This is a genomic window from Mycobacterium sp. NGS62 (assembly GCF_059812285.1).
Genome location: NZ_JCALCK010000099.1, coordinates 1 through 350, shown reverse-complemented (window position 1 = coordinate 350; position 350 = coordinate 1). Strand labels below are relative to the sequence as shown.

Below are 350 nucleotides of genomic sequence, written 5' to 3'. Positions count from 1 at the left end.
CAAGGTCTCCGTCGGCACCTGCGGGCGCGCGTTTGGCACACCTTGCATCCACGAGCATGCCTGTGTCAGGTGCTCACTTCTATGGCCTGACCCGGCGCAAAGAACCCGCCTCGTGGAGATTTGCGACAACCTGAAGGCCCGCATCGCTGAGGCCGAATGCGAAGGCTGGCTCGGCGAAATCGAAGGACTGCAAGTCAGCCTCGCCGGGGCGGAAGACAAACTCGCCCAGATCGAAAGGCGCTGCAACACAACGCTCCCATCAACGACAGCTGACCTCGGAGTCCCCACTTTCCCGACTGAAACATAAACGGCAGGAACGAAAGTCGAACACACATTTGGTTCAGAGAACA

The 350-nt window shown here is 59.1% G+C and carries 1 pseudogene; it reads left to right on the top strand.

Going from position 1 to position 350, the window contains the following annotated elements:
• Positions 1-307 (top strand): annotated as a pseudogene (locus AC5Y49_RS24875) (site-specific integrase); the annotation flags it as partial.
• Positions 308-350 lie beyond the last annotated feature (43 nt).